This window comes from Neobacillus niacini (genome assembly GCF_046591715.1).
Taxonomy (GTDB): domain Bacteria; phylum Bacillota; class Bacilli; order Bacillales; family Cytobacillaceae; genus Neobacillus; species Neobacillus niacini_L.
In genome coordinates this window covers 100,284-127,131 of record NZ_JAWVNQ010000009.1, presented here as the reverse complement: position 1 = coordinate 127,131, position 26,848 = coordinate 100,284, and the positions used below count along the sequence as shown (strand labels likewise).

General features: G+C 36.3%; 27 protein-coding genes, 11 tRNA genes and 1 pseudogene. 33 read left to right on the top strand and 6 right to left on the bottom strand.

Annotated features, from left to right (window positions below; all coding sequences use genetic code 11):
• Window positions 1-140: 140 nt before the first annotated feature.
• The 3 genes from SFC47_RS19420 (at window position 141) to mug (ending at window position 2,668) form a co-directional block, all read left to right on the top strand.
• Window positions 141-1,454, top strand: coding sequence for a Na+/H+ antiporter NhaC family protein (locus tag SFC47_RS19420; protein WP_411256014.1), 1,314 nt, complete (start codon window positions 141-143; stop codon window positions 1,452-1,454).
• Window positions 1,455-1,540: 86 nt separating this feature from the next.
• The gene (locus SFC47_RS19415; protein ID WP_411256013.1) at window positions 1,541-2,134 is read left to right on the top strand and encodes a YitT family protein; all 594 of its coding nucleotides are present in this window, start codon (window positions 1,541-1,543) and stop codon (window positions 2,132-2,134) included.
• Window positions 2,135-2,164: 30 nt separating this feature from the next.
• The gene (gene mug, locus SFC47_RS19410) at window positions 2,165-2,668 is read left to right on the top strand and encodes a G/U mismatch-specific DNA glycosylase (protein WP_411256012.1); all 504 of its coding nucleotides are present in this window, start codon (window positions 2,165-2,167) and stop codon (window positions 2,666-2,668) included.
• Between the two features lie 52 nt (window positions 2,669-2,720).
• Here mug and shc read toward each other — a convergent pair whose 3' ends face one another.
• Entirely contained in the window at window positions 2,721-4,580 is a 1,860-nt protein-coding gene (gene shc / locus SFC47_RS19405; protein WP_411256011.1) for a squalene--hopene cyclase, read from the bottom strand.
• Window positions 4,581-4,661: 81 nt separating this feature from the next.
• On the opposite strand from shc, the gene SFC47_RS19400 reads away from it, so the two are divergent.
• The 6 genes from SFC47_RS19400 to SFC47_RS19375 all read left to right on the top strand — a co-directional run bounded on the left by SFC47_RS19400 (window position 4,662) and on the right by SFC47_RS19375 (window position 9,462).
• Window positions 4,662-5,801, top strand: a complete 1,140-nt coding sequence (locus SFC47_RS19400; protein ID WP_411256009.1) for a DUF2515 domain-containing protein — start codon at window positions 4,662-4,664, stop codon at window positions 5,799-5,801.
• Complete coding sequence (locus SFC47_RS19395) at window positions 5,728-6,177, top strand: CBO0543 family protein (protein ID WP_411256008.1); 450 nt, start codon at window positions 5,728-5,730, stop codon at window positions 6,175-6,177. The genes SFC47_RS19400 and SFC47_RS19395 overlap by 74 nt, the downstream gene beginning before the upstream one ends.
• A 224-nt stretch (window positions 6,178-6,401) precedes the next feature.
• The gene (locus tag SFC47_RS19390; protein WP_411256006.1) at window positions 6,402-6,839 is read left to right on the top strand and encodes a peptidylprolyl isomerase; all 438 of its coding nucleotides are present in this window, start codon (window positions 6,402-6,404) and stop codon (window positions 6,837-6,839) included.
• Between the two features lie 127 nt (window positions 6,840-6,966).
• Complete coding sequence (locus SFC47_RS19385) at window positions 6,967-7,752, top strand: divergent polysaccharide deacetylase family protein (RefSeq protein WP_411256005.1); 786 nt, start codon at window positions 6,967-6,969, stop codon at window positions 7,750-7,752.
• A 90-nt stretch (window positions 7,753-7,842) separates the two neighbouring features.
• Entirely contained in the window at window positions 7,843-8,598 is a 756-nt protein-coding gene (locus SFC47_RS19380) for an exodeoxyribonuclease III (protein ID WP_411256004.1), read from the top strand.
• A 93-nt stretch (window positions 8,599-8,691) separates the two neighbouring features.
• A complete protein-coding gene (locus tag SFC47_RS19375) occupies window positions 8,692-9,462 on the top strand; it encodes a class I SAM-dependent methyltransferase (protein WP_411256003.1) in 771 nt (256 codons plus the stop codon).
• A gap of 50 nt (window positions 9,463-9,512) precedes the next feature.
• On the opposite strand, the gene SFC47_RS19370 is transcribed toward SFC47_RS19375, so the two are convergent.
• Entirely contained in the window at window positions 9,513-9,647 is a 135-nt protein-coding gene (locus tag SFC47_RS19370) for a hypothetical protein (RefSeq protein WP_411256002.1), read from the bottom strand.
• Window positions 9,648-9,934: 287 nt separating this feature from the next.
• Here SFC47_RS19370 and SFC47_RS19365 point away from each other — a divergent pair.
• The 11 genes from SFC47_RS19365 to SFC47_RS19315 all read left to right on the top strand — a co-directional run bounded on the left by SFC47_RS19365 (window position 9,935) and on the right by SFC47_RS19315 (window position 11,092).
• Window positions 9,935-10,019, top strand: a tRNA-Leu gene (locus SFC47_RS19365).
• 38 nt (window positions 10,020-10,057) lie between these two features.
• Window positions 10,058-10,132 (top strand) — tRNA-Gly (locus SFC47_RS19360).
• Window positions 10,133-10,137: 5 nt separating this feature from the next.
• Window positions 10,138-10,226, top strand: a tRNA-Leu gene (locus SFC47_RS19355).
• A 42-nt stretch (window positions 10,227-10,268) separates the two neighbouring features.
• Window positions 10,269-10,345: transfer RNA gene (locus SFC47_RS19350), tRNA-Arg, on the top strand.
• Between the two features lie 8 nt (window positions 10,346-10,353).
• Window positions 10,354-10,430, top strand: a tRNA-Pro gene (locus SFC47_RS19345).
• A gap of 16 nt (window positions 10,431-10,446) precedes the next feature.
• Window positions 10,447-10,522, top strand: a tRNA-Ala gene (locus SFC47_RS19340).
• Window positions 10,523-10,562: 40 nt separating this feature from the next.
• Window positions 10,563-10,639 (top strand) — tRNA-Met (locus SFC47_RS19335).
• Between the two features lie 55 nt (window positions 10,640-10,694).
• Window positions 10,695-10,787: transfer RNA gene (locus tag SFC47_RS19330), tRNA-Ser, on the top strand.
• Window positions 10,788-10,814: 27 nt separating this feature from the next.
• Window positions 10,815-10,899, top strand: a tRNA-Tyr gene (locus SFC47_RS19325).
• 34 nt (window positions 10,900-10,933) lie between these two features.
• Window positions 10,934-11,007 (top strand) — tRNA-Trp (locus tag SFC47_RS19320).
• Window positions 11,008-11,010: 3 nt separating this feature from the next.
• Window positions 11,011-11,092: transfer RNA gene (locus SFC47_RS19315), tRNA-Leu, on the top strand.
• Between the two features lie 94 nt (window positions 11,093-11,186).
• Here the strand turns inward: SFC47_RS19315 and SFC47_RS19310 are convergent.
• Window positions 11,187-11,816 carry a YesL family protein gene (locus tag SFC47_RS19310; protein ID WP_411256000.1) on the bottom strand — a complete coding sequence of 210 codons (630 nt, stop codon included), beginning with the start codon at window positions 11,814-11,816 and terminating at the stop codon, window positions 11,187-11,189.
• 213 nt (window positions 11,817-12,029) lie between these two features.
• On the opposite strand from SFC47_RS19310, the gene SFC47_RS19305 reads away from it, so the two are divergent.
• The 5 genes from SFC47_RS19305 to SFC47_RS19285 all read left to right on the top strand — a co-directional run bounded on the left by SFC47_RS19305 (window position 12,030) and on the right by SFC47_RS19285 (window position 17,939).
• The gene (locus tag SFC47_RS19305) at window positions 12,030-12,992 is read left to right on the top strand and encodes a carbohydrate ABC transporter permease (protein ID WP_411256084.1); all 963 of its coding nucleotides are present in this window, start codon (window positions 12,030-12,032) and stop codon (window positions 12,990-12,992) included.
• 18 nt (window positions 12,993-13,010) lie between these two features.
• Window positions 13,011-13,844, top strand: a complete 834-nt coding sequence (locus SFC47_RS19300) for a carbohydrate ABC transporter permease (RefSeq protein ID WP_411255999.1) — start codon at window positions 13,011-13,013, stop codon at window positions 13,842-13,844.
• A 68-nt stretch (window positions 13,845-13,912) separates the two neighbouring features.
• The gene (locus SFC47_RS19295; protein ID WP_411255998.1) at window positions 13,913-15,238 is read left to right on the top strand and encodes an ABC transporter substrate-binding protein; all 1,326 of its coding nucleotides are present in this window, start codon (window positions 13,913-13,915) and stop codon (window positions 15,236-15,238) included.
• A gap of 90 nt (window positions 15,239-15,328) precedes the next feature.
• On the top strand, window positions 15,329-17,140 hold the full coding sequence (locus SFC47_RS19290; RefSeq protein WP_411255997.1) for a sensor histidine kinase: 1,812 nt from the start codon (window positions 15,329-15,331) through the stop codon (window positions 17,138-17,140).
• Window positions 17,133-17,939, top strand: a complete 807-nt coding sequence (locus SFC47_RS19285; protein ID WP_411255996.1) for a response regulator transcription factor — start codon at window positions 17,133-17,135, stop codon at window positions 17,937-17,939. The genes SFC47_RS19290 and SFC47_RS19285 overlap by 8 nt, the downstream gene beginning before the upstream one ends.
• A gap of 150 nt (window positions 17,940-18,089) precedes the next feature.
• On the opposite strand, the gene SFC47_RS19280 is transcribed toward SFC47_RS19285, so the two are convergent.
• Window positions 18,090-18,917, bottom strand: a complete 828-nt coding sequence (locus SFC47_RS19280) for a MerR family transcriptional regulator (RefSeq protein WP_411255995.1) — start codon at window positions 18,915-18,917, stop codon at window positions 18,090-18,092.
• 105 nt (window positions 18,918-19,022) lie between these two features.
• On the opposite strand from SFC47_RS19280, the gene norA reads away from it, so the two are divergent.
• The 3 genes and pseudogenes from norA (at window position 19,023) to SFC47_RS19265 (ending at window position 21,410) form a co-directional block, all read left to right on the top strand.
• Entirely contained in the window at window positions 19,023-20,216 is a 1,194-nt protein-coding gene (gene norA / locus SFC47_RS19275) for a multidrug efflux MFS transporter NorA (protein ID WP_411255994.1), read from the top strand.
• Between the two features lie 143 nt (window positions 20,217-20,359).
• Window positions 20,360-21,082 (top strand): annotated as a pseudogene (gene prsW / locus SFC47_RS19270) (glutamic-type intramembrane protease PrsW).
• Between the two features lie 142 nt (window positions 21,083-21,224).
• Window positions 21,225-21,410 carry a histidine kinase gene (locus tag SFC47_RS19265; RefSeq protein WP_411255993.1) on the top strand — a complete coding sequence of 62 codons (186 nt, stop codon included), beginning with the start codon at window positions 21,225-21,227 and terminating at the stop codon, window positions 21,408-21,410.
• 101 nt (window positions 21,411-21,511) lie between these two features.
• On the opposite strand, the gene SFC47_RS19260 is transcribed toward SFC47_RS19265, so the two are convergent.
• Window positions 21,512-22,534 carry a TDT family transporter gene (locus tag SFC47_RS19260; RefSeq protein WP_411255991.1) on the bottom strand — a complete coding sequence of 341 codons (1,023 nt, stop codon included), beginning with the start codon at window positions 22,532-22,534 and terminating at the stop codon, window positions 21,512-21,514.
• A 255-nt stretch (window positions 22,535-22,789) separates the two neighbouring features.
• Here SFC47_RS19260 and SFC47_RS19255 point away from each other — a divergent pair, with 255 nt between their 5' ends.
• The 4 genes from SFC47_RS19255 to SFC47_RS19240 all read left to right on the top strand — a co-directional run bounded on the left by SFC47_RS19255 (window position 22,790) and on the right by SFC47_RS19240 (window position 25,963).
• Window positions 22,790-23,491 (top strand): GNAT family N-acetyltransferase, encoded by a 702-nt coding sequence (locus tag SFC47_RS19255; protein ID WP_411255990.1) that lies wholly within the window; start codon window positions 22,790-22,792, stop codon window positions 23,489-23,491.
• A 151-nt stretch (window positions 23,492-23,642) separates the two neighbouring features.
• Window positions 23,643-24,269, top strand: coding sequence for a fumarylacetoacetate hydrolase family protein (locus SFC47_RS19250; RefSeq protein WP_411255988.1), 627 nt, complete (start codon window positions 23,643-23,645; stop codon window positions 24,267-24,269).
• 128 nt (window positions 24,270-24,397) lie between these two features.
• Entirely contained in the window at window positions 24,398-25,225 is an 828-nt protein-coding gene (locus SFC47_RS19245) for a cobalamin-binding protein (RefSeq protein ID WP_411255987.1), read from the top strand.
• 30 nt (window positions 25,226-25,255) lie between these two features.
• Window positions 25,256-25,963 (top strand): HAD family hydrolase, encoded by a 708-nt coding sequence (locus SFC47_RS19240; RefSeq protein WP_411255986.1) that lies wholly within the window; start codon window positions 25,256-25,258, stop codon window positions 25,961-25,963.
• A gap of 157 nt (window positions 25,964-26,120) precedes the next feature.
• Here the strand turns inward: SFC47_RS19240 and SFC47_RS19235 are convergent, their stop codons facing one another.
• Window positions 26,121-26,492: a VOC family protein gene (locus SFC47_RS19235; RefSeq protein WP_411255985.1), complete on the bottom strand. Its 372-nt coding sequence runs from the start codon at window positions 26,490-26,492 to the stop codon at window positions 26,121-26,123.
• A gap of 221 nt (window positions 26,493-26,713) precedes the next feature.
• Here SFC47_RS19235 and SFC47_RS19230 point away from each other — a divergent pair, with 221 nt between their 5' ends.
• Window positions 26,714-26,836, top strand: a complete 123-nt coding sequence (locus tag SFC47_RS19230) for an FbpB family small basic protein (protein ID WP_411255984.1) — start codon at window positions 26,714-26,716, stop codon at window positions 26,834-26,836.
• Window positions 26,837-26,848 lie beyond the last annotated feature (12 nt).

Sequence of the window (26,848 nt, the reverse complement as noted above, 5' to 3'; positions counted from 1 at the left end):
CCTGCTGGTGAAGAATATGAAAATATTTATTATATCTATTAATTCGAATGGAGCCGCTTTTCCCGGCTCTATTTTTCTGCTTTTCGAAAGGTCTAGTAATCATTATAATTAAATTTATTAAAATATAAGGTTGGTCCGAAATGAAAAGTTTTTCTTTGAAACAAATCATTCTTCTCCTTACCGTTACCTTAATGGGTGTAATATGGTCCGTTATATTTCATCAGCCGCTGGTAATTGGGTTTTTACCAGGTTTTCTTATTCTAGTCTATCTTTCAAAACAGGTAAAGCAGAGTGCCAAACAAATCCTCCTGATAAGTATGCGCGGTGTATATAAGACTAGGATTGTTATTTTTATTTTATTCTTAGTTAGTTTTTTACTCCCATCCTGGTATCTATCAGGAACGATTGAACAAATGGTGGACATCGCACTTTATTTAATTAATCCACATTTTTTCTATTGTTTAACATTTATCTCAGCAATGGTCTTTTCTATGCTGCTTGGAACAACGGTTGGAACTCTAAGTGCCATTGGCATTCCAATATTGGGGACAGCTGTAATACTAAATCTAGAGCCCGAGATTGTAGCAGGAGCATTGGTATCAGGCGCGTTTGTCGGGGACAGAACCTCACCCTTTTCGAGTGCTCATCAACTACTCGCACATACAATCGAATTGCCTGTAAAAAAACAATGGAATGCGATGTTACCAACTACAATCCTCGCTGTAGGACTGTCTATTCTTTTTTATGGGAGTTTCGATTTCTTTTCAGAAGAAACAGGAAGTCAGCTAGAGCCCCTGCAATTGAGTGAGCTATCTTTAATAAAGTTTATTCCGCCAATCCTTTTACTTCTATTAGTTCTGTTACGAGTAAGTATTGTTTATGCTTTTCTAGCAAGTATTATTTCTGCTGCCATTCTATCGTTGTTTGAAGGTATTAAGTTATTAGATATTATTCTAGCTTTTTGGAATGGAATTGAAGGTCTCGGCGGGGGTTTTCTTCATATGTCCGAACTATTGCTTTTTCTTGCATTAGCAGGAGCCTATAATGGTTTATTGGAGGAATTGAACGTCATTCAGCCTTATCTAGATAAATGGCTGCAAAATTCAACTACACTCACAGGAGACACGTTTAAAACATTGCTTGCGACTTTATTCATCAGTTTTATCGCCGCTAATCAAACGCTGCCGATTATCCTGACGGGGAGGTCTTTCTTACCTCATTGGTCCAGTAAATACACAAAAGAAGAATTGGCGAGAGTAATGGGAGATACAACGATGCTTTTTCCAGGGATGGTACCTTGGAGTGTGTTGGCGATTATGTGCAGTACCATCGTGGGTATTCCAATTTTGGAGTATCTGCCCTATGCTTTATTTCTATGGCTTTTACCCTTCCTAACATTAGTAGTTTCCTTTTTCAAACATGTCCGAAAATTAAAAAGGGTGACAGCTGCTTAACGTAATATGCCTTTTGGATAAGAATGAACTCCCTTGTATCCACATATAAGTGGTTATATAGATTTTTTGGACAAGGGATGGGAATCATGCTTAAAAAATTGGGTGTTATCGGATTTGGAAGTACGATGATAGGTGTTGGCGTAAACGGATTTATATTGCCCTTCCATCTTATGAATGGCGGGATGTTTGGAATCAGTATTTTATTCAACTATTTATGGCATTTTAGTATTGGATTGACTTTTGTTGTATTGAATATACCCGTTTACTTGCTGGCGTATAAGTCTGATTTAAACTATTTCACTTATGGATTGATTGGGGCATTTTTCTCAGGTTTCATGATTGAACTGTTAGTGCCTTTAAGAAATGTATTTCATTTACCCATTATTAGTTCGGTGATCATCGGAGGTCTAATCGTCGGAATCGGAGTTGGGACGATGTTAAGAAATCAGATAAGTCCTGGCGGGATGGATCTTTTAGCTTTACTGTTTGCAAAATGGACAAAGGTAAATGTAGGGATCATTGCTTTCGCGATGGACACTGTTATTATTATCTCGAGCTTGCTGCTGCTTGGGGAGCCAAGATTATTATATTCCTTATTAATTGTTTCAATTGTTGGGCTGCTGGCGACAATCATCACCTCGGTGGACATTATGAAAAATAAAGATGATTTAGTAAAATAGGATTATTATCATTGAATAGAGGTTACGAGATTGAAGTTAGTAAATGATATTATAAAAGAAAATTTGAAGATTCTGTTTGTAGGCTTTAATCCAAGTATTCGTTCAAGTGAAACGGGGCATCATTTTGCGAACCCTAACAACCGGTTTTGGCGTATCTTGCGTGATGCCGGTCTGACTCCAAGGAAATTTGATGCTTCTGAAGATGGCAAGCTATTAGATTTGGGAATGGGGATAACTAATATTGTCGCGAGACCCACGAAAGCTGCTGATGAAATAACAAAGGAAGAATACAAAGAGGGCAAAGAAATCCTAAGGAAAAAAATCGAGCAGCTTAATCCGGAGGTAGTCTGTTTCGTAGGAAAGGGAGTATATCAGGAGTACAGCGGCATGAAAAAAGTTCCCTGGGGGAGACAGGAGAAACCAGTCGTCCCGGGAACCATTGATTTTGTCGCCCCATCATCCAGCGGACTAGTAAGAATGAAAGTGGAAGAAATCGTAGAAATTTACCTTGGACTTACGGATATAAAAGAGTGATAGCATGAATACTCTTAAAAAACTCGATGGAATTATATGTCCCCGCCCGAGTTTATTTTTCGAACTTGTTCCGATAATGTGCAAGAGTCAGCAACGGAAAAATATATCGATAGCTATGATAATGGATATAAAATGCACCGGCCATTCCTTGGCCTTTCGGATACGAAGTGGTCCAATCTTCTTTGTCTAGGTTCTTCAACAAGTAAGTTATACCCTTCTGAATTTCAGCAGTGGGTTTTTCTGCGACACAAATTAATGTATCCAGTGCCCAAGCGGTATGTGTTAAGGTGCTGGCTCCCAGCGGTTTAAAGGTTCCATTACTGTCACTATAACAGGATTCACCCCAGCCGCCATCGGCATTTTGAATACCCTGCAGCCATTGTATTGCTTTTTGAATAGAAGTATCACGAGCAGAAACCCCAACACCTGCTAATCCTGTCACCGCCCCCCAGGTGCCATAAATATAACAGATACCCCATCTGCCATACCAAGAACCATCCTGCTCTTGATAATTTAGCAGCCACTTAACCCCAGCTTTAATACTTTGATGGTCTCTGGATAAATTGGTATAGTTCCCAAAAAACTCAAGTGTACGGCCGGTGATATCTGCACATGATGGATCAGTTAGAATAAACTGTGCCTTCTCAATAGGCAGAAATTCAAAGAGCTTGGTATCAGTGTTTTTTTCAAAAGCAGCCCAGCCGCCGTCATCGTTTTGCATGGAAAGTAACCAATTTATTCCTAGGCTCCATGCGTCTGAAGTATTCATTCTAGAAATGGCTCTTAAAGATGATGTTGTATCATCGACATCTGGATTGATGGTATTAATATCTGAAAATCCCCAGCCTCCTGGCAAACTGTTAGAATTATGAATCACCCAATCTCCGAATTTGTCATGCTGCCGGCTTAATAAATATTGATTCGCTTTCAAAACCATTGAATCTTCTATTGAAAGTCCTGCTTCTTGCAGCGCGTATCCAATTAATGACGTATTCCACATATTAGCTGTAGTGTATTGCATATGCGGCAGTCCATTAATCGTCGTTCTCATCGCTTTAATCCCATCAATAGCTGAGGTTATTACAGGGTCGGTTTTCTTATAACCCAGAGCGAGGAGGGCGAAGATCATTAAAAAGGTAGAGCTGTAATAGCTGTAAAACGTACCATCTGATTCTATGTGGTCGAGCATATATTTTTCTGCCCGCTGCAGTGCTAGTTCATGAAGCTGCTTTGGCAGTCCAATTAAATTCTTTATCCCTTTTTCAATAAATGAAAATATGGAACGATATTCCTCCGACCGTACCCAAGTATCAGAATCAGCACGTTCTCTCCGTAAGTCAGATAGGTCTGGACTTTTTTTCGTTGTTAACGTAAATTTCTTATCAGTCAGAATTAGCAAGGGTGTCAGATTCGCTCTGCCGTATACAGAAAAGGAATAAAAATTGATTGGAAAATTCAGTGGTAATAGAATTAACTCTAGCGGAAGAGGGGAGAAGGATGGCCATTTCATTTGCCCTGTTAAAGACAACATTACTTTCGTAAACATATTAACTTCATCCAAACCGCCCTTAGATAAAATGAATTTTTTTGCTGCCGAAAGCACTTTATCATTGCCTTTCACGTAACCGGAGTATAAAAGTGCGTAATAAGATTCTACAGTAGCAGTTAGATTACCTTTCTTTTCATCATAGAAAAGCTTCCAGGAACCGTTCTTTTCTTGTCTATTAATAATCCTCTCAGTAAGACCCTTTATTAATTCTTCATCATTTATTTCCAATGTCCGTAATAAAATGATCATATAGGCATCTGTCGATAACCCAGTTTCAAAAGGATATCGCCATGAGCCATCGGGAGATTGGTCCCTTCTCAATATCTCAATCAGCCAGTTAATACCAGTCGTCGTATTAATCAATCCAACGTTCAGTCCTCTCCCAATTGATTATTCTCAACTATACATATTCAGCAAGTAGACAGAGAATTCTCAAGGGAGGTTATGATTATTTTTTTTATCAGTAGCAGGGATAAAACGCCGATTAAAATCATTAAGGATGAATTAAAAGGAAAAATGAAAAAGGATCAGGGAATCCTTGACTCCAAGAACCTGCCAAAAGAGGAACAGGATCTTTTAGAAAGGATAGAAAAGAAAACACGTGAAAGAAATGTAAATAATGTGACAAGGACTAACGCCTATTTTGAAATTTATCAAAAATATCCCGAAATCCATTGGGCATTTTTAGGACATATGGTATCTAGAAATGGCGGCTGGAACATGACGGATTTAAAGGGTGATTTCCTCACGCGGCTTCTTACCAAAAAAGAGAGGAATGACTTTTTCGCATTTATAGAAAGAGGAAATTGGCTGATTTTTCAAGACGCTTATCCACAATTATTACTATATAGTGAAAGCATTAAGAAAAAGAAATCATTATTTTATCTGCTCCCTTATATGAACATATCCACCTTTATGGAGAGTATTTGGAATTATTTTTGGAGAAAATCGGACTCCTATGTCTTAACAATTGCTCTGGTTATTAATGAACAAAACTATTTAGAGAAAAGGGTAATACAAAACCCTATCTATCAAAAGGGTGTCCTGAACACCATCGAGTTTAAGCTTCAGGATGTACTTTCATTTAATCATATTTTGTTTCCCTACCGAAAGAATAGCCTTGCGGGGCAAACAGTCCATCAGTTTCAATCATTACACGAGCGTATCCTTTTAGGAAAAAGGTTATACGCCGTTCTTTTTCAAAGTAAGGAATTATTGAATCATTTTGTTCAATGGGCAAATGAACACCGCCATACTGGGTCTAGAAAAGATTATTGGCCGCATATTTTTAATAATGTGAATGAAGGGATTCCGGGAATTCCCTATCAGCTTCGCTTAAATGCCTGCAAACTGAGATGGGGTGCAAGAAAAATCTATAGTCCAGATTTAAGTTCTGCATGGAAAAATGTTCAACACCAAGAAGCGGAAAAGGGAGATTGGTTTAGTGATTGGAAGATTGCTGACTATCTCTCGGAGCAAAATGAAACACAAATCATTGGGGAGATTGAAGATGAATACTGTAAAACGCTTGAAAGGCTTGAACTTACCGCCTTGGCCAAAAAAGTCATCACCATTTTTAATTAAGGAATATGGACCCGTAATCATATTAACGATCTTGCTTGGTACTTCCTTAGATCTGTACTTTGTTGGCAAGAAAATGTACATGTTCCCAATCAGGCCATTTCCTGAGGTATTGTCATTTAACATTGCCTTTACCTTTGTAGGATTACCCATTCTTGTGCTGGTTTTCCTCATGATGATGAAAAAGGTAACAAAATGGGGGAAGGTTGGAATTATTTTATTTCTAAGCTTACTAATGCCTATAGGTGAAAGGTTTGCTGAACTATTTGGTTTGTTTGAGCATTCTGTTGACTGGAAGCATATCTATAGCTTTTTTGGCTACCTCATATTCTTTTCAATTATTTTTTTGTTTTATCAATTAACAAATAAAGACCATTAAAAAAGCCAAGACCTCAGGTCTTGGCTTCTTGTAATGCCGCTACCAACGACACTACGTACCCCTTCCGTCCGTACAGTGGTTAAGTGTCCCGCAACAAGCGAATGTTCGGAAGGGGTACTGTTATAATACCACATTTCCTGAGGTTTTAAACCAAGAAACTTTCTTTTCTGCTTTGGAAAGTGTATGATAAAAATGAATTTTTTACATAAAAGGAGATGTTAGTTATGGCAAAAAAGGGACACATTCAAATGCAAAACGGGGAAAAAATCGAATTTGAATTATATCCAAACGAAGCACCTGGTACAGTTGCCAACTTTGAAAAGTTAGCAAAAGAAGGTTTTTACAACGGTTTAAATTTCCACCGTGTTATTCCTGGCTTTGTAAGCCAAGGCGGGTGCCCAAATGGAACTGGTACAGGTGGTCCAGGGTATACAATCAAATGTGAAACACAAGGCAATCCACATACACATGTACCTGGTGCGCTTTCAATGGCACATGCTGGTAAAGATACAGGCGGCAGCCAATTCTTTATCGTACATGAGTCTCAGCCGCATCTAAATGGTGTTCACACTGTTTTCGGTAAAGTGACTTCTGGCCTTGAAGCAGCGAAAGCAATGCGTAATGGCGATGTTATGGAAAAAGTGGAAGTATACGACGAATAGGAATTACGTAAGGAGCCGAGCAATTGGGCTCTTTTTTTCGTGCAATTAAACGCAAGAATGAATCCAAACTCTCAGGGCAAATTAATTTAAAATCAACTGCCAACATATTTACTTGGGAGGTTTTTTAATGAAACGAATGGCTTTAATCATTATCTCATTTCTACTATTGTTCATCCAAACACCGGTGTCAGCAGAAAAAAATAATGATAAGCAGCTTAAAGCAGCGATTATTATTGATGATTTTGGCGGCGGAACAGGAGGAGTCAGAGATTTTCTAGAAGGGGACATCCCCATTACCGCTGCAGTAATGCCTTTTACAGAACATTCAAGAAAGCATGCAGAATGGGCCCATAAAAACGGGATCGAGGTCATTGTTCATTTACCTATGCAGCCAAAAAAAGGAAAGCGCTCATGGCTTGGTCCAAAACCCATTACGGTCGATCTTTCACCAAAAGAAGTGAAACAGAGGGTAAAGGAAGCATTAAAATCTGTTCCCCATGCAGTCGGGTTGAACAACCATATGGGTTCTCTGGCGGTCGAGGACGAGGATATCGTTAGAGCAATCGTAGAAGTTGCTAAGGAGAAAAGATTGTATATAATCGATAGCGGTACAAGCCCTAAATCTAAGTTTCCAGAGATTACAAAGGAAATGAATGTACCGCTTCTAAAAAGAGATGTCTTCCTGGATGATATATCCTCCTCAAGCCATGTGAGAAAACAAATGAGAAGATTGGCAAAAATCACTGAATTTACTGGCAGCGGCATTGCCATTGGACATGTTGGGGTAACTGGTAAAATATGCTCTGTTGGGATATTTCAATCAATGGAAGAATTTAAACAACGCAACATTAAAATAGTCCCTGCGTCAAAGCTATTTTCCACACAATTAACAGAACAATATTTAATACCTTAAGGCAAGGCGACTGCGGGTTGCCTTGTTTTATGGTAAAATACCTGACAGACAATGCAATAGAAAAAGGCTGTAAGGGAGAAGAAATTTACTATGAAACTTGTTTCTTGGAACGTCAACGGGCTGAGGGCCTGTGTAAATAAAGGATTCTTAGATTACTTTAAAGAGGTTAATGCTGATATCTTTTGTGTGCAGGAGACAAAATTGCAGGAAGGTCAAATCGCACTTGAACTTGAGGGTTATCACCAATACTGGAATTACGCTGTTAAAAAGGGCTATTCAGGTACAGCAGTTTTTACAAAAAGTGAACCAATCTCAGTTTCTTATGGTTTAGGAAATGAGGATACACAAGATGAAGGCCGAATTCTAACGTTGGAATATGAGGGTTTTTATCTTGTTAATGTATATACACCGAATTCTCAAAGAGATTTAGCGAGACTAGACTACCGATTAGAATGGGAGGATCGAGTTTTCTCGCATTTAAAAGAATTAGACCAGAGTAAGCCAGTGGTGTTATGTGGAGATTTAAATGTTGCTCATCGGGAGATTGATTTAAGAAATCCAAAATCCAATTCAGGGAATTCTGGCTTCACGGAAGAAGAACGCGGAAAGATGACGACACTTCTACAGTCAGGATTTGTAGATAGCTTTCGTCATTTTTATCCGGACAAAGAAGGGTCTTATACATGGTGGTCATACATGGCTAAGGTTCGAGAACGGAATATTGGGTGGCGGATTGATTATTTTATTGTCTCGGAAAAACTTCGTGGCTCCTTAGTTTCTGCAGATATTCACTGTGAGATAATGGGGAGTGATCATTGCCCTGTAGTGCTGGAACTGAAAATTTAATCTAAAATAAGTTTTACTTATAACAAATCATAAAAACCTCGTAATTTTAATTATTACCTGAATACTATAAATTAAAGTTAAGAGGTGATGAAAGTGAATATTAAAAAAGATGTTCAACAGCAATTTGGAAAAAATGCGACTTCATACGTTTCCAGCCCTATTCATAAGGATGGTAAAGACCTAGTGAAGCTGTTAGATATGACTGAAATAACTGGACACGAAATTCTTCTTGATATAGCCACAGGCGGAGGGCATACGGCGAATGCATTTGCACCATTGGTTAAAAAGGTAACGGCAGTCGATCTTACGGCAGAAATGCTTGAAGCGGCTGAGAAATTCATTAAAGGCAATGGTCATCAAAATGTTGAATTTGTTCAAGGTGATGCTGAACAGCTGCCATTTTCGGATGAGTCATTTGATATTGTTACTTGTAGAATAGCGCCGCATCATTTCCCTCAAGTGGATTCATTCATAAAGGAAGTACATCGAGTATTAAAGCCAAAAGGACAATTTCTACTTGATGATAATGTAGTCCCAGAGAAGGATGAATTTGATCAATTCTATAATACAATTGAGAAGTTACGCGATTATAGTCATTTTCGTGCTTGGAAAAAATCCGAATGGATTCAAATGATTGAGGAAAGTGGTATGGAAGTATATGAATGGCACCGATTTGAGAAGTCTTTTCAGTTTGAATCATGGTGTGCAAATATGAAGCTGACGGAACAAGAAAGGAATCATTTAACTCAACTTATTATAAAATCATCTAAAGAAATTCAAGAAAAATTTAGAATTTTGATTGAAAATGATAAAGTAATTTCTTTTGTTGGAGAAGCTATAGTTCTAAAGGCGGTAAAAAGATAAGTAAAAACCCATCGTATAAAAGAGGAGCATCTCTTTTATACGATGGGTTTTTAAAATTCAAAAGGACTGTGCAGGTCATTTATCGCTGTTCCAAATACATCAAATTCAGGTGATTTCTCAACAGTATTTACGTTTTCTTCCTGATTTTCTTGATTTGGAGGAATTCTGTCAGTTTCTTTTTTCATGTAATAACTCAAGGTTACATCAGCTCCTTTTTTGGGGGATGATTCATATTGTATTTTTTCCCATTATAAAGGTTCTAAACCATTTTATTTTTAATTTGGTTTAAATCTGTATTGGATTTAAAGGCTTCGACCCGCTAATTTAGTATTATTTTTCACTTACAAAAAAATCTTTAAAATTTGGTGTTGATTTTTGTCGTAATTCGTTGTAAGATTATCAATGTCGCCGCTGTGATGTGGCGAAGTTAGCAACTTAGTTTTCTAGTTAGTATATGTAGTGCTTAATTAATGCGGGTGTGGCGGAATTGGCAGACGCACCAGACTTAGGATCTGGCGCCGCAAGGCGTGGGGGTTCGACTCCCTTCACCCGCACCAAGTTATTTTCGATAGAAAATAACCAAAAAGAAAACATTGCGGAAGTAGTTCAGTGGTAGAACACCACCTTGCCAAGGTGGGGGTCGCGGGTTCGAATCCCGTCTTCCGCTCCAATGTTGCCGGGGTGGCGGAACTGGCAGACGCACAGGACTTAAAATCCTGCGGTAGGTGACTACCGTACCGGTTCGATTCCGGTCCTCGGCACCAGAGTTTTTTTCTTTAAAAGCGAAAATAAACTATCAATTATATGCGCCCGTAGCTCAATTGGATAGAGTGTCTGACTACGGATCAGAAGGTTATGGGTTCGACTCCTTTCGGGCGCGCCATATTTTTACGGGAAGTAGCTCAGCTTGGTAGAGCACTTGGTTTGGGACCAAGGGGTCGCAGGTTCGAATCCTGTCTTCCCGACCATGTTTTAAAAAATTTTGGGGCCTTAGCTCAGCTGGGAGAGCGCCTGCTTTGCACGCAGGAGGTCAGCGGTTCGATCCCGCTAGGCTCCACCAAGATTTGCTTAGCAAAATAACTTGCAATTTTATGATTTTTGGCGGTGTAGCTCAGCTGGCTAGAGCGTACGGTTCATACCCGTAAGGTCGGGGGTTCGATCCCCTCCGCCGCTACCAAGTATTTTTACTTAGGAAAAAATACCAAAGTTTTTTGCGAAGTAATTTTTACTGCGGAGGAATACCCAAGTCCGGCTGAAGGGATCGGTCTTGAAAACCGACAGGCGGGTTAAACCGCGCGGGGGTTCGAATCCCTCTTCCTCCGCCATAATTTTTAAGAATCATTCTTTCTTGTGGAGGGGTAGCGAAGTGGCTAAACGCGGCGGACTGTAAATCCGCTCCCTCAGGGTTCGGCGGTTCGAATCCGTCCCCCTCCACCATTTGTTTCTTCATGGTAGTCAAAATAACCATTATAGGGGTATAGTTTAAAGGTAGAACGAAGGTCTCCAAAACCTTTGGTGTGGGTTCGATTCCTACTACCCCTGCCAAATGCCGGTGTGGCGGAATTGGCAGACGCGCACGACTCAAAATCGTGTTCCGCAAGGAGTGTCGGTTCGACCCCGACCACCGGTATCATTACGATTAAATGAAAACACCCAAAAATGTTGTCTAATCAACAATTTTGGGTGTTTTTTTATATTTATTAAAAAAGTAGAATAAAACTCTTCTAGACACTTAATTTTTCTTGTTTTCTTAGGACGTTCTTATACGCCATATTAGCGGAAGAAAGTACCACAAGACCCAATAAGCTCACGCTGAAAAAGAACCCAATTCCAGATAAATAAGTAACAGCAAAGTAAACCGCAGCAAAACCAGAAATGATAAAAAGGCTTGGGACCGGGTTGGAAATTGTAATAAGAAGTGCATTTTTAAAATGGACTCCCAATGGTTGATCCACTTCAACATAGGAAGCCATTGTATAACAAATGATGAGAAAGTAAATACAACTCATAATAATGCTGGAATAAAAAAGAAGTGAGGTCATGTTATTGGTTGTTGATTGTAAAAAGCTGGAATTTATAAATAAGATATAACCAATTGCTGCTATTATTAATCCTAGCTTATTACTATTAATGAATTCCTTTTTATAATAATGCCAAAAAGTCTGAAAGACCGGCGGATGATTTTTTCGGATAAACTGTCTTAATGTTGCTAACATCGCGATTGTTGCAGGAAAAAATCCAAAAAGGACGAATCCGCTAAAAGTAAATAGAATCCAGAGCAGATTAATATAAGCTAGTCTAGTGAACCAATCACAAAAGGTATAAACTGCATTCGAAAATGAGCCTAATTGCATGAAATTCCCTCCTTATCCATAAATATATCACGCATCATAGATGTAATTTTCTATTTTTTCAAAGGAAGTAAAAATTTTGTTTAAAAGGTAAAAAAAGTTCATCTTTAGTTTAAAAATAGTAAAAATTTTCTCAATAATGTAAAAATTCAATATTGTTGGAAGCGTTTCCATTCCCTATACTAAAGCTACAATAAAGATTAAGGGGTGAAAATGATGAATGGCGAAGTGAAGGTTGAAACAAAGGTTGTCCAAACTCCAAATAGTAAAGCACGCAAAAGGGCAAAAAAAGGATCTCCTTTTATTGGCTGGAGGGAAAATCTAGCAGGGTATGCATTTATTGGACCAATGTTTATTGGAACTTCAATATTGGTATTATTTCCTATTCTATCTTCATTTATATTAAGTTTTACCGACTGGAACTTTGTTGCAGGTTATGAAAATGCTAAATTTGTAGGGTTTGAAAATTTCTCGAAATTACTTACTAATGCTTTATTCCTTAAAGGATTACTAAATAATATTATCTTAATTTTAGCCATACCGATTACGTTAATTTTTTCGCTTGGTTTAGCGGTAATCATTAACAAATATGTTTATTTGAAAGATTTGTTTAAAGTCATCTATTTTATGCCGTTTATTTCAAGTGTCGTTGCAGTTGCAGTCGTTTTCCAAGTGCTATTTCATCCAACGAAGGGACCTATTAACCAATTACTGTTGAGGCTTGGGGTTGAAAATCCTCCTGGTTGGATAGCAGACGTCACCTATGCATTACCATCGGTTATGTTAATTATGGTTTGGACTGGAATCGGCTTTAATTTAATCATTTACTTGGCGGGCTTGCAGAATATACCGAAGGAATTGTATGAAGCAGCACAAATTGATGGTGCTTCTGCTTGGTCGCAATTTACGAAAATTACGATTCCCTTAGTGTCACCAACAACTTTCTTATTGTTTGTTACAGGTGTTATTTCAAGTTTTAAAGTGTTTGATTTAATCATCGTACTAACGAACGGCGGGCCGGCAAATTCGACGATCACACCGGTTGTTTATTTGTATCAGCAGGCATTTATTGAATTAAAAACAGGCTATGCTTCTGCTATTTCACTGGTTATGTTTGTGATTATTTTGTTCATTACTTATATTCAATTTATTGGTCAGAAAAAATGGGTGAATTATTAATAGAAAGGAGCAGGATAGATGGCAGCAAGACTAGATTTAAGAAAAGTAATCATGACCGTTATTATGGTTCTTATTGGCATTGCCTTTCTCATGCCATTTTTGTGGATGATCTCTGCTTCCTTTAAAGTGGAAGAGGATGTGTTAGCGTTTCCAATTCAATGGATACCAGAACACTGGAATGCAGTTGAAAATTATAAAGAGGTTTGGACAGGTTCTATGCCATTCCTTCTATTATATTGGAACTCTATCAAGGTAACGGTTCTTACAACTTTGATTTCATGTACGATATCATGTTTAGCAGCGTATGGATTTGCCAAAATTAATTTTAAAGGAAGAGATTTCATCTTTCTTATCGTATTGGCCACTTTCATGATTCCACCACAAACGTTGTTAGTGACACAATTTCTATTATATCGATGGATCGGTCTTTATGATACGCATACAGGTCTCATTCTATTAAATAGTTTCAGTGTATTTGGAACGTTTATGCTGCGGCAATTCTATCTTGGAATTAGTAATGAAATTATAGAATCAGCGAGAATGGATGGTGCAGGTCATTTTAGAATTTTTACATCAATTGCTTTACCCTTGGTAAGACCTGCAATCGCAACCTATGCAATATTACGTTTTATCTGGACCTGGAATGATTTCCAAAACCCTTTAATCTTTTTAAGATCAAAAGAATTATATACGATTCAACTCGGAGTCCAGAGTTTTTCGGATCAACATGGGAGCGTTTACTCGTTAATGATGGCAGCATCTGTCTCCGCCATTTTACCTTTACTGATTATCTTCATAATCGGACAGAAAAACGTTATTGAAGGTATCCAACTTGGAGGAGTGAAAGGTTAAAAGGGTATTTACTCTCAAAATCTTTGAGAGAGTTAATATATAAACTATAAATAAGGGGGAGAGTATTGATGATAAAAAAATGGGGTTCATTGTTACTAGTTGGACTTTTTGCAATGTTTCTATTAGTTGCCTGTTCCGGAAACGATGAGGCTTCATCAGGTAAAGGTAAATCAGATTCATCTGATGAAGAAATTACATTAAAATTTGTCCATTGGATTAATGAGGATGTTGGAAAATGGGAAAGTGTCATTGCAAAATATGAAGCAGAGAATCCAGGAATAAAAGTGGAATCCATCCCGCTTGTAGAAAACATGAACTCACAGGATTACTTCAAACAGTTGGATTTAATGGCCTCTGCGGGTGATGAAATGGATTTGATAATGTTCAGCAACCCTCAAGATTTAGCAAAAAGAATTGATGCAGGACTAGTTGAACCAGTCACTTCATTTGTTGAAGCAGAAGGCATTGATATCAATGAAGTATACAATAATAGTTATCCAGCTTTTAATGATGAATACTATGGCTTACCGATGAAAAATGTCACGATGCTTGTAATGCTAAATAAAGCACATCTTGATGAAGCTGGCTTAGAAATTCCAACTGAGTGGACATGGGATGACTATACGGAATACGCTAAAAAGCTAAAAACAGATAAACACTATGGTTCTTATTTACACACTTGGCATAACTTCCATTCTGTTTTAAAAGTAATGAGTAAAGATAAAGACAATATGATATTAAACGAGGATGGTACATCTAATGCAGATGATCCTATGTTACGCGCTTCACTAGAATTACGAAATCAATTAGAAAATGTGGATAAATCATCTGTTCCTTTCACTGAAATATTATCGCAAAAAATGGACTATCGTCAGCAATTCTTTAGTCAATCCGCATCAATGGTTCCTACTGGCAGTTTTATGATTACAGAATGGGGTCAATTTACACCAGAATTCGAAATCGCTTGGGCACCATGGCCAAAAAATAATGCAAGTGATGAAGCACTTACACAGATGGGTGGGGATTTAATTTCCATTGCCAAAAGCTCAAAACATAAGCAAGAGGCATATGATTTCATGCGTTGGTTGTCAACAGAAGGAATTGTAGAACAAGGAATTTGGACGCCGTCATGGAAGGAAGCAGATATGAACAAAGTACTAGAAACAGTGATAAATGGAACTGCAAAACCAGAAGCAGTTCATATGGAATCATTGAAAAATGCACTTACCTCAGTTAAGCCTACTGAAGTAATTGCACCACCTTCATATATTAATGAAGCATACACAGAATTTGGTGCAGAGGTGGAATTATATCTCCTTGGTGAACAGGACCTTGGTAAAACGATGAAAAACATCGAAGAAAAAATACAAGCGGTAGTAGATGCAAATAAGTAATAATAATAATTAGAATATTCATGTTATAATAGGGAGAAAACAATGTTTCTCCCTTTTTCTATTTCCTTAATTTTCGAAGTGGTGATCATCATGATATTTTTATGGAAAAAAATGACTCAAATGTCACTCAGAATGAGATTAATCATATCAGTCATTCTTTGTATTTTGTTACCCTGGGTTAGTACCTATATCGTCTCAAACTATTTTACAAAGGATGTATTAGAACAACGAGCAGCAACACAATCAGAAGATGATTTAAGGATGATTGAATTAGGAATAAAAAGTATTTTCGATGATATTATGTACACCTCTAATTATATACAATTTGATACAAACATGAATCAGTTACTAAAATCGCATAAATTAATTAAAGCAGATTCGCTCAAAGTGGAACAAGAAGTAGCGCTTAATTATAGTAAAATATCGAATGAATTGTCTGGAATTACTGATTTATTAATGCCTCTATATATTACCATCTTGTTTAAAAATGACTTGTTCTATACCAATTATTCTCAGATTGATTTTAATCCCCTGCAATTCAAAGAAAAACCATGGTTTGAAAAATTGGACAACTTAAACTTTTACCAAACCTATTGGCTGGGTGCCCACCGTACCTATATTCATTCTGAGAGAGAGACATACCCCTATCTGATTACCATTGGAAGAAGAATTCAAAGTGCGAATTCCTCAAGTTCCTATTTAATTATTAGTTTAAAAGAAAATGAGATTAAGAAGCTTTTTAGTCAATTTCAAAGTGACAAGAGAGCAAAGTTTTATTTGACTAATAACACTGGTGAAATCTATTCAAGCCTGGATTCAGAAGAGATAGGAACAAAATTAGCTTATAACGTGATAAATACAGATTATCAAATTGTGGACTATCAAAAAGAAAAGCATTTAATGGTATCCTATCCAGTGTCCTATTCGAATTGGAGATTGGTCAGCCTTGTACCCTATAAGGACACCATTGGTTCTATCAATATGGTAACGAGGACAACTATTTTAATTCAAGGTGGTTTTTTAGTTCTATTTTTAATCGGTTTGATCATGCTAGTTCGGGAATTTACGAAACCGATTACAAGATTACACCAAGTAACAAAGGCAATAAAACACGGAGACATAACCGCTAGAATACCTTTAACGGGCACTAATGACGTTGCACAATTAGGTCATACCTTCAATCATATGCTGGATACCATCGAGGAAATGATTGAACAGATAAAAGTTAAGGAAGAAGCAAAACGCAATGCGGAATTAGAGATGCTTCAAGCACAGATTAACCCACATTTTTTATTTAATGTATTAAATGCTATTCGCTTGAAAATTAAAATGGAGGGAAGCACGGAAAGTGCATCGCTAATTTATTCTTTATCAGCTCTCCTCCGAATGACGATCAATCGCAATAATGCTTTTATTCCTTTAGATGAGGAGTTAACAATTGTGAAGCATTATGTAGATTTGATGAATTTTCGGCACCAACATGATGTCGAATTGGAAATTAGTGTGAGTGAATCTGCTTCAAGTTTTCAAGTACCAAGGTTTTTCCTGCAGCCTATTATTGAAAACGCAATCATTCATGGCAGTTATAAAAATAGAAGAGTAACCATTAAGATTATGGCAAAAGAACATATGGAGACTTACATGGAATTAATCATCTTGGACAATGGAAAAGGCATGGATCTAATCACATTGGAACGTTTGAAGAAGAAAGTTTTTCAACCAATTAGTAATGATTATGCTAAAAGTAAACAATCCTTTAATGGAATTGGAGTGCAAAATGTCTTTCAAAGGATGAAATTGATTTATGGAGAAGCATTTCAAATGAGAATAGACAGTACAGAAGGGAAAGGGACCACTTTAATATTTCATATTCCATTAGATAAGGGTGAACAGGATGTATGATGTAGTGTTAGTAGATGATGATGTGATCGTTATTGAGTTTTTGAAGAAAGTTATTCCATGGAATGACTATGGATTTCAAGTTGCTGCTCACTTTCAAGATAGCAGTGATGCTTATCGCTACCTGCTCGATAACCCTTTTGATGTATTAATTACGGATATTGGAATGCCAAAACTAAATGGAATTGAATTAATCGGTAAACTGAAAGAAGCTTCCATCCATTCCTATAATGTTATTCTTTCTTGCCATGATGAGTTTACGTTTGCACAACAAGCAATCAAATTAGACGCTTATGATTATATTTTAAAAGAATCGATGGAAGAAAGTATTATCATTGATTTGCTAGAGAGATTGAAGGAAAAGATAGACCAAGAACGATATTCTAGTAATCAACACGCAAAAGTCACCAAGTTTTTAGAAATGACGACTAGAAATGAAGACGTGGTCAAGGCACAAAGATACGTTCAAACCCATCTTAGTGAAAAGATTTCCTTAACAGATGTTGCTGAACACTTACATTTAAATTCCAGTTATTTCAGCAGAATGTACAAAAAAGAAACTGGCGAAGGTTTTGTTGAATACGTGACAAGACTCAAAATGGAAAAAGCAATTGAATTGCTGGATCATTCGATAAAGTCAGTAGAACAGATAGCTTATGAATTGGGCTTTGATAGTAAAAGTTACTTCCTAAAAACATTTAAAAAGTTTTATGGGTTATCCCCAAAATCATATAAATTTAAAGATAAAGCAGGCTTAAAGAATGCTCACTTAAACAATACTTTCAAACAAGCGGGTCAATAGTGGATATGAATATAGCGGATAGGCTTCTGCTCCTGCCCTTTCATATGGACACTAATATGGAGCAGATTCCTATTTTACTCAAAGAAAGTTCTAGTTAAAAAAAAATTTGCTGCTCATGTATTAAGTACTTTGGTTGAACAGAATTTGAGATTATTTATCAATCACTTGAATCATAATTTTTGTGACATAATGCTCCTTATGATTCATAACAACTGAATCATAGATATACTCTTCAAACACATAGTCTCCTATCGTTACATTTAACCTCTCCATCTCTAAAAAAAGCCGGTTATATGTGTGATGGATTGTTTTCTCATCGCCAATGTGGTATCCAATGATAAAATCACCCTTAACCGTTTTAAGATATGGATGTCCTTCTTTAGGATGAGGTTGTTCAATGTATAAAAAGCTGTAATTGGTGTATTCACCTTTTAATACTTGCTCGCGTTTCGTGATAACACCTATGGGATATCCAGTATCAAGCTGTGATTCACTCAATTCATTTAGAAAATCTGAAACGACCTCTACAAATTCCTCTTCCGTTATATTTTCAATGTTTCTACTTAAATAAAGTGTTGCTTCTGGAAATTGTTCAAGTGTAACTTGATGAAAATCAATGTCTGACGCTTTTTCTATTAATGCTATTTGAGCCTCGATAAATTTTTCCTTCATCTCAATTTCCTGACGCTTTTTCACGATTTCTTCTTTTTTTTGATACATTAAGGACAAATAACTTTCAGGAGATTTATTTTGCATGTAGAGTTGAATATCGTTAAGCGACATATCAAGATCTTTTAATAAATCGATAACAAAAAACAGCTCTATTTGGTGAATTGAATAATAGCGGTACCCTTTTTCACTTTTCAATACCGGAGACAACAGACCAATTTGATCGTAAAAAATAAGAGTCTGTTTGTTTACTTTGCAAAGCTTCGCAAATTCTCCTGTAGTTAAATATTTTCCATTCTTTTTATTCATTTTTTACAGCAACTCCCTTGACTATATAGTAACTATATACACTAGGATAGAAATTGTAAAATAAATGAAAACAACAGGATCATATTGTTAAGGAGAATGAAGAACATGAAGTCTCAAAAAGTCACGTTAGGTTTATTATTAATGAATTTATTCATAGCCTTTTTGGGGATTGGTCTTGTAATTCCGGTTTTACCAACGCTGATGAATGAATTAGGCATAACTGGAACAACAATTGGTTATTTAACAGCAGCTTTCGCCATTGCTCAATTGATTGTTTCACCATTTGCAGGGAAAGCTGCTGATAAATTCGGCAGGAAAATTATGATTGTCATTGGCTTATTTATTTTCGGAATTTCAGAATTTTTATTTGGAATCGGCAAAGAAATTGAAATGTTATTTTTCTCTCGTATTTTAGGTGGTATTAGTGCAGCATTCATCATGCCAGCGGTTACAGCTTATATTGCCGATATTACAGATTTAGATACTCGTCCAAAAGCACTCGGATATATGTCAGCTGCTATTAGTACAGGATTTATCATAGGTCCAGGTATAGGTGGATTCTTAGCTGAATTTGGAACACGTATACCATTTCTGTTCGCAGGAGCACTTGGTACAACAGCAGCTATTCTTTCGATCTTTCTATTATCTGAGCCCAATCGTCCAGAGGAAATTAATGAACATATCACAGAAACCAAGAATGGCTTTAAACGTGTGTTTGCACCAAAATATTTCCTTCCCTTTATTTTAATTTTTATTGCCTCATTTGGTTTAGCGGCATTTGAATCATTCTTTAGTCTATTTGTGGACCATAAATTTCAATTTAAACCATCGGATATTGCGATTGTTATCACAGGTGGTGCCATTTTTGGTGCGGTGTCACAAGTACTATTATTTGATCGGCTTACACGAATTTGGGGTGAAATAAAACTGATTCGCTACAGCTTAATAATTTCAGCTGTTTTAGTCTTTTTAATGACGGTTGTTCATTCTTATTTCGCTATTTTACTCGTTACATTTATTGTTTTTGTAGGTTTCGATTTATTCCGTCCAGCAGTTACCTCATATCTTTCAAACATCGCTGGGAATGAACAAGGTTTTGTTGGAGGCATGAACTCAATGTTTACCAGTTTAGCGAATATCAGCGGACCCATTCTAGGGGGGATCTTATTTGATATCGATATCGACTACCCATACTACTTTGCGACTATCATATTATTTCTGGGAATTGTTATAACTTTGTTCTGGAAGAAGCACTCATATCGTTCTACGATCAAAGTAAAGGCTAGTGCAGCTAATTAATCAGATTAAAAAATGTACTCATTACCCCAATTGGATCTTATACAGTATTGTGTACCTTAGCCTTTAAGCTGTTTCATTTAGGTCCTATTTAGGGTATTATTAACTTTATAATATTTATATTACATGTACCTAGGGGGTTATAAATGTTAGGAATTCTGCTTGCTGGTATTGCCCCTGGTTTAGCTTTATTGAGTTTTTTTTATTTAAAAGATAAGTATGAACCAGAACCAGTATCGATGGTATTAAACACGTTTTTTTCTGGTGCATTGATCATCATTCCAATTGCGTTTATTGAATATGTTCTTAAAGTTGAAAATATTGTTCATTATGATTCCATTTATGCTATTTTTTCTTCGGGGTTAATAGAGGAATTTTTTAAATGGTCGATTTTATTTTTCTGAGTATATAAGAGTGCGGAATTTGATGAGCCGTTTGATGGAATTGTCTATGGTACCTCTATATCTTTGGGGTTTGCAACAGCCGAAAATATATTGTATTTATTGAATAATGGAATGGAATATGCTTTAACACGCGCTTTACTGCCAGTATCAAGCCATGCCTTGTTTGGCGTTATTATGGGGTATTATTTGGGAAAAGCGAAGTTTACAAAAGAATCGAAATGGCCTTTATTCTTTTTATCTTTATTGTTTCCAGCCTTATTACATGGGATATTTAATTTCTTATTGTTGAATCAAGGAACATGGCTTGCGATGTCTCCTTATATGATGTTCTTGTGGTGGTTTGGCTTGAAGAAAGTGCAATTAGCAGAAGTTTCAAGTTATCATCATTTCCGAATGAATCCCAGGGTTAGCACAGGAATCAATCTAAAGTCTGGAAAGAAATTAATCCTTCCTATTAGTAGATAGTTGGATTACTTTAAGAATGTTTAATAATTTAGAGGAAAGTCCAAAGACGTGTATAGGCTTAAGTCTATACACGTTTATTATGTTATAGAAAATATATTAGTATATACTTGAATAGTAACTTTTTGATGAAAGGTAGATTATTATGAAGAAATTCCCTATTACAATTCCGATTATGATTATCGTAGTGGTTATAGCGATGTGGATGCTAGAAAAGGACTACTCGGAACTAGACATTATGACGAGAATCATGATTTCTGCAGGGGCAGGCATTTTCTCAGGACTCATTTCGTTCTTTTTGTTTAGGTTTGACAAAAATGCTCATAAATAACTATTCACGCTCATGATTGTTCGGTATGAGAAAAAAGAGTTTCTCTTAAAAGAAAAACTCTTTTTTTGTAAGAATATTCTATATGGTCAATGATTGGATTTTTATAAGGAGTAGGGAGAATTAACTTCGGTTTCCCTGCCGATTTTTCTAGTTGATTGTTTATAGGTAATAATTGCATTATGTAAACTAAGAGAGAGTTCGATTAGTAATAAAATGATAACTACCCAGACACCCACCTTTAGGATTGTTTCAATAACAATCGAACCTATAAATAAATGAGTTTGGAAAAGTGATGTAAAGGTATAAAACATGGCAAAAGTAAACACTCTGCTCCATTGAGTCACATCATAAATGAAGATTGCCTGCGTGAATCCATAGTGTTTAATCCGGTTAAAAAGCCTGCTGAGTTCCATAATTTCAACCGCAATGAAAATAATAAAGGCTGCCCGCCATATCCATCTTATGATATCAATGCTAATGATACCCGTGACTAGACAAGCAATCCCAGAAATGGATAACGCCCCATGTAAAATACAATTTGTATTGTTCCAATCCTTTTCGAGCGACCAAGAATGTTTGAAGTATCTAGAGAAAATAAAGAAAACACAAACCAAATAAAAACAAAATCCGATGATGAGCAAAGATAAATTAAAGATATCCGAAATTTCTTTGAAAACAGTATTTAGTAAAAGCACAATTGATTGTGTGCTTACAGTAGTCAGCAGAAGAATGCCGTGGACATTTTGATAGGATTTTGTCCGTGAAATTTCTATAAACGCTCTTACGCTTATCGCAATATAAATAATCCAAAGAATAATATTAATGAAAGCAATAATGACTGGAATAAACCCCCAGTTGGAAAATTGTTTATAAAATAGAATGCCGCTAATTGAAGTGCCAGCAACCCATGTCCCAATCCCGAAGCGGTTGATCACATTGGAATAATGGATATCTTTAAATTTTCCATCCAAACTGGCTATGAAAAATGACGAAATAAATGAAAACCATAGGGATAAGTTAATAATACATAGAATTTTTCCGAAAATGTGTTGGAAGAACTGGATGCCAAAATAGTTTAATAGAACACCTTGTACAACAATCCCAATGGCCATAACAATCGCCATGGCTGACGTTCTTATATATACTTTTTTAATAGTGAAAAATACAAAAATACAAACAATGAAGAAAATCAAAATCAATAAATAGGCCAAATTTATCACCAGAATGTTTTAGATATTTCCTAGTATATCATCAATATATTTAGAGGTCTCCACATATGTTCCGACATGATAGTTCATTATTTAACATTTATAATGGTAATCGAATCTAATAAAAAATCGCTAGGAAATTTATAATATTATGTTACGGAGGGCAAATAGTTGAAGAAAAAAACTAAAACAAGCAATAAACAAATAAAATATTTTGAGGAAGATTCTGACGATAACTTTTATTACGTAGCAGGATATACGGATGGTGGTGCACCCTATGGATTGACCCGGGAAGAAATCATTTCTCAAAATTTAAGATTTAGGGCTGCGTTAAATAAGGATGCCCATAAAGCTGCGGAACTCATTCATATCGCAATTGCTGATATTGCCGAGAAGTTGACTGGACAAAAAAAGGAAGAAAATATCCGTGAAACGCTGGAACATTTATTTCGAGAAGAAAATAATCGTCTAAGCTACCAAAATGCAATTGTTGCAGATGTTTTAGGAGAAGTAGTAGGAGTTGTGATTACCTATCCTGGAGCGGATGCCTCTCGATTAGACGAACCTTTAATAAAACGTTTAAGAGAGAAAAGAAAGAATGAAGTGATAGTCTTCGACAAGGAGGCAGACGAAGGGGATTTTTATATTGACACTGTGTGTGTTGATAATCGGTATAGAGGCTATGGAATCGGAACGATGCTTCTAAAAGAAGCAGAAAAACTAGCAATTCAAAAGGGCTATTCAAGAATCTCTCTAAATGTTGCCGAGGACAATCCATATGCAAAGAAGCTTTACGTGCAGCTTGGCTATAAGGAAGATAAAGTTATCAAAATTAATGAACATCTGTATGGTTACATGGTGAAGATCCATTAAATTGAAGAGTTGCGGTCACTCATAGAGTGGATGAGAGCATGAGTACGGCGAAAAGAAGAGATGGCGGTCACTCATAGATGCCAAGTAGACCATTTATTGAAGTGGTTGCTCAATCCAGAGCTTTATAAAAGTTTATAAAGGAGGAAAAAACATGATGACAATAAAAAATATCTACTGTATTGGAAGAAATTATGCATCACATGCAAAGGAATTGAATAATGCGGTTCCCACCTCTCCATTCTTATTTTCAAAGCCAACACATGCAGTCGTTGAAGCAAATGGTCAAGAGGTGATTTTGCCGGGAGATAGAGGGCCTGTGCACTATGAGACGGAGCTTGTCATTCATATTGGTCAAGAGTATAAAAAAGGGATTTCTGTCGACGAAATTGTTGATAAAATGGCACTAGGGATTGATTTTACTTTAAGAGATGTTCAAAGCTATTTAAAAGAACAGCGGTATCCATGGTTATTAGCAAAAGGTTTTCCTAATTCAGCGCTACTTTCAAAATTTATTGAATTTCCCGGTGAAGCTGCATGTAAAAATACAAATTTCTCCTTGCTGAAAAATGGGAAGCAGGTTCAAATCGGTAATATCACAAATTTACTTTTTGACTTACAAACAATCATTGACTTCTCAGCAAAACATTTTGGATTGGGTAAAGGGGACATCATATTTACAGGAACTCCAGAAGGCGTTGGTCCTATTCTAGATGGTGACACTCTTTCATTAATATGGGGCGAGGAAACCCTTGGACAAAGTAGTGTAAGACTAGTATAAACCCTAGTTAATTTATTGGTTTATATTTTTATCCAGAAGATTGTAAAAGCCATTAATACTTGTCGTAAAGTAAACATTTATTAGTGGTCTTTTATTATACAAAATAGAGTCATGAAGGGAGTGTTTATATGAGATTGATCTCGATTTGTCCAAGTAACACAGAATTAGCAGCTTACTTAGGGTTAACGTCTTCGCTCGTAGGGGTGGATGATTATTCGGATTGGCCGGAAGATATTCAAATATTGCCAAAACTTGGCCCCGATTTACATATTGATATGGACAAAGTTGAAGAATTACAACCTGATTTAGTATTAGCTTCTCTCTCTGTTCCTGGTATGGAACGAAATATAGAAGAGTTAAAGAAAAGAAACATACCGTATGTCATTGTCCCTAATCCTAGGACATTAACAGAGGTAGGAGAATGTTTATTATTCGTTGGAGAAGTGACCAATACGTCTGACAGAGCAAACCAATTATTTAAAAAATACAATGATATACTGGAAAACTACCAATCACTATCAAAGCAAGTAAAAAAGCCAGCAACAATCTATTGGGAATGGTGGGCAAAACCTATATTTTCTCCTGGAGCTGGCAATTGGTTAACCGAAATTAGTAAACTTGCAGGTGGACGAAATGTATTTGATAACAAAATCGAAGCCAGTGTTCAAACGGATTGGGAAGAAATCGTTCACCTAAATCCTGATGTCATTTGTGTTATTTGGGTAGGGGTAAGGAAAGAAAAGGTAAACCCTAAGGTCATACTAAGGCGCCCTAGAGTTGAAAAGATAGAGGCAATCCAAAATAATCAATTGTATACATTGGATGAGCCGCTATTTTGCAGGCCATCCCCTAGATTATTACAAGGTTTATTTAAGATTGCAAGCATCCTTCATCCTGCTATTTACCCGCAATATAACGAAAATATAGATCCATTATTAGATGAGATGGGTTTATAAAATGACACCATGAGAAATGAGGACTGCTTGATGGTAAAGCTTTTAGCTTTTGATATTGATAATACGTTGGCTGGCATTAATCAGCCAATACTAAGTGAAACCGTAGACTATTTACAGAGCTTTGAAAATAGAGGAGTGAAAATTGCGTTTGTTTCTGGCAAACCAGCTATCTATATTTCAGGAATGGTAAGGCAAATAGGTTTGGAGGAACCCATTGTTATTGGAGAGAATGGACTGAACATTTACTACAGCTGTCATGTTCCACCGAAAGAAATTATTGATGGGGAAGTGGAACAAATCACACGGGAGATATTATTTAGTCTTAAAGAAAAAATTGCTGAGGCAATGGGTGAACAAGTTTGGTTTCAACCAAATGCAGTTAGTGTAACAGCGTTTCCAAAAGCATTTGATATAATGCCAAAGCTTCAAGAAATAGTCCATTCTCTTTTTGATCAAGAACAGGTGAGAGAGTATTTGGTGTTCTATCAGCATAGTGACTCTATTGATATCGCTCCAAAAAATGTAAGTAAAGGTAGTGCTATGAAAACATTGCTTAAAAAAGAGGGTTGGACTGCTCAGGATGTTATTGCCATTGGGGATGGAGAAAATGATATTCCAATGTTTGAGAATGCAGGTTACACTGTAGGAGTTAATTTCAAGGGTGAATATCCTGTTGACGTCAATGTAACATCAATCCAGGAAGCAATGAGAGAAATCGAGTTCAGAATCTCAAAATGATTAAAGCACGTACTCGAATAAAAAAGGCTGTTTCAAAAGATCGTAAATAGTTACGACTTTTAAACAGCCTTTTTATGTTTATTCTGTTTAGATTCATACTGTTGCTATGGAAGGGTTTAACTAAGTTGTATGTATTCAATTTGAGAAATATTTTTGATTATCGGTGTTGATCCACTAGGATCTGATTACCATCAGGATCTTCAATGATAAAATGTGCAGGTCCTTCTGTTGATTCATCTGCTTCTGAAAGCATTGTTATGCCTTTTTCTTTTAACTGCTTTTGTAAATCGCGAATGTCCGTGAAAGACTCAAGATTTTCGGCATTTTCGTTCCATCCTGGATTAAAAGTCAGGATGTTTTTTTCAAACATACCTTGGAATAGTCCAATGATACAATTTTCATTCTTCATGATCAGCCAATTTTGATTGATATCCCCTCCGAAAACCTGAAATCCAAGGTTTTCGTAAAAAGACTTCGATAAATGAATATCTTTTACATTTAAACTTACAGAAAATGCACCTAGTTTCATAATTTCCCCTCCCTATCATTTGTGGTTGGTAATTCAATACAGCTTCAATTATAAATGAGTTAGTAGAGATAAACAATATTTACCATTAAAGCATAGAAATGAGGTCTATTACTTAGAAATAATGAAATAATTCATAAAAGTTCAAAAAATTGTAATATTTCAGATGATAGTAACCTTTCTACTTTTTGTATAATAAAAATATAAGAAAGGTGGAGAAACAAATGAGAAAACGTAATATAAGCTTTAAGAAATTAGTGGACGATAATAAGCAGGAATTAAAAAGTGATGTAAAAGCAATGGAAAGAATCGAGGCGAAAATTGATAAAAAATATTCAAAAAGATAATAATTTCATATA